5 protein-coding genes are annotated in these 3,988 nt (G+C 71.3%); 3 read left to right on the top strand and 2 right to left on the bottom strand.

Going from position 1 to position 3,988, the window contains the following annotated elements; genetic code table 11:
• Positions 1-265: 265 nt before the first annotated feature.
• A complete protein-coding gene (yidD, locus tag ACFVIM_RS33685; protein WP_384309764.1) occupies positions 266-619 on the top strand; it encodes a membrane protein insertion efficiency factor YidD in 354 nt (117 codons plus the stop codon).
• Positions 620-656: 37 nt separating this feature from the next.
• Here the strand turns inward: yidD and ACFVIM_RS33690 are convergent, their stop codons facing one another.
• A complete protein-coding gene (locus ACFVIM_RS33690) occupies positions 657-1,505 on the bottom strand; it encodes a hypothetical protein (protein WP_384309767.1) in 849 nt (282 codons plus the stop codon).
• Between the two features lie 272 nt (positions 1,506-1,777).
• Between ACFVIM_RS33690 and ACFVIM_RS33695 the strand changes: the two genes are divergently transcribed.
• On the top strand, positions 1,778-2,707 hold the full coding sequence (locus ACFVIM_RS33695) for a DUF6624 domain-containing protein (protein WP_384309770.1): 930 nt from the start codon (positions 1,778-1,780) through the stop codon (positions 2,705-2,707).
• Between the two features lie 250 nt (positions 2,708-2,957).
• On the opposite strand, the gene ACFVIM_RS33700 is transcribed toward ACFVIM_RS33695, so the two are convergent.
• On the bottom strand, positions 2,958-3,275 hold the full coding sequence (locus ACFVIM_RS33700; RefSeq protein ID WP_384309773.1) for a hypothetical protein: 318 nt from the start codon (positions 3,273-3,275) through the stop codon (positions 2,958-2,960).
• A gap of 243 nt (positions 3,276-3,518) precedes the next feature.
• Here ACFVIM_RS33700 and ACFVIM_RS33705 point away from each other — a divergent pair, with 243 nt between their 5' ends.
• Positions 3,519-3,905 carry an HIT family protein gene (locus ACFVIM_RS33705; protein WP_384309776.1) on the top strand — a complete coding sequence of 129 codons (387 nt, stop codon included), beginning with the start codon at positions 3,519-3,521 and terminating at the stop codon, positions 3,903-3,905.
• The last annotated feature ends 83 nt before the right edge of the window (positions 3,906-3,988 follow it).

Below are 3,988 nucleotides of genomic sequence, written 5' to 3' on the forward strand. Positions count from 1 at the left end.
GGTAGAGCGACGAAGGAGCGGGCCGGCGAGGACACGCACCGAACGACCTTGCACGCAGCCCCCCGACCCCCAAAATCGAAAAGCAGGGAAGGCGAAACCCGAACCTCACCCGGGCGCCGAGGACGGACCCGCCCGCTCGGACGCCGACATCGCCCGCCTACGATGCCGCGACCAGGCAAAACGAGGGGGAGTCATGGTTCGCCAGGGCGCAGACCGGCAGCAGCACGGGCGCGAGGACGAGGGGGAGGGCTGCTGCATGACGTGCATGGACACGTACGTGGCCTACTGCGGACCCTGCCCGCTCAAGATGATCTACGCCCTCACCGCCGCCGCCTGGCTGCCCGCCGGCCACGGGCCCGCCCCGGTGGACGCCGCGGCGCTGCGGCCCGCCGGCCGGATGGCCGCCGCGCTGTACGGAGCGGTCCACCACTACCGCACCCGCATCAGCCCCACCAAGCCGCCGTGTTGCCCCTACACCCCGAGCTGCTCGACCTACGCGATCAAGGCCCTCCACCAGCACGGGGCGGTCAGAGGCGTCCGGCTCGTCGCGGGGCGGCTTCTGCGCTGCCGCCCCGGCGCGGCCCGCCGCCGGGGCGGGCGCGACCCGGTCCCTCGCTGACCCGGGCGCCCGTCCCGTCGGCTACCGGCGAGCGCTGTCAGGCGGGGTGGTGCCGCGCGGCCGCCTCGCGCCACCACTCCTCGCGCAGCCCGGGGTCGCCCTGGACCTGTTCGCAGAGGTCCGCACCGCCCTCCGGGCTCCCGGCCAGCGGCGCCAGGAGATGGGGCAGGTGCGCGGACAGGCGATCGGCGTACTCGCCGTCGCCGAGGAGGATCACGTCCGCGTCGGCCAGCACGTTGTCCGCGACCATGCGGGCGGTCCGTTCCGGATCGGCCGCTTGGTCGTCGCCGATCTCCATGATCAGAGCCCAAGCGGTCAGGGCCTCCGCCGCGAGGCGCAGCGAAGGCGGCGCCGACGGCTGGGACCGGGCTGCCGGGATGATGACGACCCGGCGGCGGCCCACGGTGATGCCGCAGCGCTGGCGCGCGTACTCCCGGCCCGCGGCCGTCAGGTACAGCGGCCTGCGGGCCTCGGCGACGGGCAAGCTCCGCTCGCCCGGCAGGCGTCCGTAGTCCCCGTACTCCTCCTCCCGCAAGGCGTTGAGGGTGGGCGCGCGGAAGCACGCGTCGCGCGGCAGCGGATTCGGGTCGTGGTAGCCGGGGAGACGCTGGTCCGGGCGCAGGGCGGCCGCCTGGATCGCCGCGTGCTGGGTCTTGGGAAGGAGTCGCGGCAGTGCGGGGTCCTCCGGAGGGTTGCGGCGCCGCCACTCGGCTGCCGCTTCCTGGCCGTCCTGGGTGATCCGGTAGGGGCCTCCCGGGTACTCACGGACGATCAGGCTCTCGCGCCGCAGGCGGACGAGCGCTGCTCCGGCGCCGGAGACAGCCCCGTCGTCACCGGCAGCCAGCAGGATCGCGGCCCCGGTCGGGGTGAGCAGTTCCTCTGTCATCCGGAAACCCGGGAACTGGCGGGGGTTGCGGTGGTCACGATTTCCTCCTCGACTGGTGTGCGTGGTGGTCGACCAGGGTTCACCCTCCCCAATTCGACATTTATTATCTTACCATCTCTTCGTTGTCGGGCCGCCCCGCTCCGGTCACGGCGAGTCCTCGAACCAACCGGCTCCGGGTCACAAGATGGGTGCCCGCGCGATCCGGCCACCTGATGAGATGACCTTCGCCGAATCGGCCAGTCCCGGGCGGGAGATCCGGAAGGATCGGGGAAATGAGCGCCCCCGAGGTTCCGGTACCGACGATCCTGCTGTTCACCCGCTGGGGCACGCAGTGGAGGACCTGGTGCCCCCAACCGGCCCGGGACCGGCCTCTTGTCCCCGGTGTGCGCTGCGAGAACCGTGCCGGTGCCAGCACCGCCCAGGCCGCCCTGCGAGCCGCCGAGGAACACGGCCACCACGCCCGTCTGCTGCCCCAGCCGCCCGCGGCGGACTTCGCACTCGCAGCCAGTGCCGGGCGCACTCACCACATCGGAGTCGTCGACCGGCCGTTCACCCGGACTGGATGCGACCAGAACCCCGGGCGGTGGCTGCCGCCGGAGGCGCTGGAGGAATCCGCCCTCCCCGGCCACCTGCGCACCTTGCTGCTGGAGGTGTTCGACACCGTAGCGGACGCCGTGCGGCCGCCGGGCCCGTCGAAGCAGGACGCTGCGCTTCGCCGGGAACTCCTCGACCGGCAGGCTCGGGACCAGGCCGTCCGGCTCACCCCCCAAGGCGACCGGACCGAGGAGCTCTACGAGGAGTGGCGGGCTGTGGACCGAGGCAACACCGCCTGGCTGCGGCGGGTGATCGCCAAGCACGGCTGGCCCGGCCGCACCCTTGTCGGCAAGGAGGCAGCCGGCGCTGCGTGGCTCCTGGCCCAGCACGCCGATCGCTCCTCCGCCTTCCAGGAGGAGTGTCTCGATCTGCTGGCCCGGGCGGTCACCGCAGGGGACGCCGATGCCCGGCATGGCGCTTTGCTGGAGGATCGAGTCCGCGTCAACCTCGGGCAGCCCCAAGTGTTCGGCACGCAGCTCGCCCAGCAGGACGACGGCACCTTGAAACCATTCCCGATGATCGACCCCCCGGGTGTCGAGGAGCGCCGGATCGCGTGGGGCTTCGAACCGCTCGCCGACTACATCCGGTCCGTCGCCGCACACCAGTGACCCGAAACCGCGAACCCCGCAACGGCGAGAAGCGACGGAGCGACGGGTTATCAGGACCGGTGCGACCGCCCGCCGAAGAACCCGGGCGAACAGTGTCGCGCTCGACGACGCCCGGGGCCTGGTGGCCGCGCAGAAGGCTGAAGGCAGTGGGGAAGCCGGCGAAAGAGCTCCGGCCTAGTGTCGAGACGGACCACCTCGCGTCAGCGCAGCACAGCTGGGCTGGAGCTCGGTCGCGGGCCCAGGGCCGGGTCTACCTGCGGGGCCGTAGGCGGCTGACCAGCGTTACGGCCAGGCGTTGGGCTGTGTCCGTGGTCGACTCGCCGGGCTTCTCCTCGTACAAGCACCACACATAGCGGCCGTGACTGATGACGAAGTCGTCTTCCGGGCCTTTCCGCCAGGCTCGGTTCACGGCTCGGAAGGCGCTGTCCTTGCCGGTCAAACGGTCAAGGGCAGCCTGGACATCCAGTCGGGCCGCCTCGTAGGTGAGGCCGCCGGGCCCACTGATGAACTCCGCTTCGTCGCCCGAGTCTTGGGGCTTCAGGTCGATCGCCAGATGGTTCCAGGTCATGGGGCGCCACTGTAGTGGTCCCGGACGGGCGGCTGCCGCAGAGACGGCCCCGCCGGGTGGATGCAGCAGGGCGTGATCGCGGAGGTTGGGTGGATGGCAGCTGAATTCTCCGGCGCGACGAGAATTATTGTGGTGTGAGTGATGTGTGCGGCAGGTGAGTTGTCGTGTGGCGCATTCTCCTCCGGCGGCGCCGTGGACGGTCTACCCTGACGAGGAGAGAACCGCCGAGACGGAAGTGAATTCGTGACCACTGCTGCTGTTCCTGCGATTTCGGATTTCTACTGCCACCAGGCGATCCCGGGTCTGGTGGAGATCGACCGGGTGCGGGAGACGGAGAGGGTTCTGGCGTTCCATCACACGAAGCCGAGCCACCCGGTCCACATCGTGGTGGTGCCGAAGGAGCACACGCCGTCGCTGGCGGATCTAGGTCAGGGCGGGCCCCAGCTGCTGGCGGAGGTGATGAAGGTGGTGGCCGAGGTGGCGGCGATGGTGGAGGCCGAGCACGGGGCCGCGTCGGTGACGACGAACCTAGGTCTCTACCAGGAGTCGAAGCATCTGCACTGGCACGTCTATCACCGCGGGGACAGCGAGGCGGAGATCCTGGCGCTGTACGGGCATCACGACGGCTGACGCCCGCGGCGCCGCCGCCGTCGGCGGGTGCGGGCGGCGGTGACGGCCTGGTGGGCGACGAGGTCGGCGGCCCGGTGCACGGC

Origin of the sequence: Streptomyces sp. NPDC057638, assembly GCF_042800315.1 — a bacterium.
Lineage (GTDB): Bacteria > Actinomycetota > Actinomycetes > Streptomycetales > Streptomycetaceae > Streptomyces.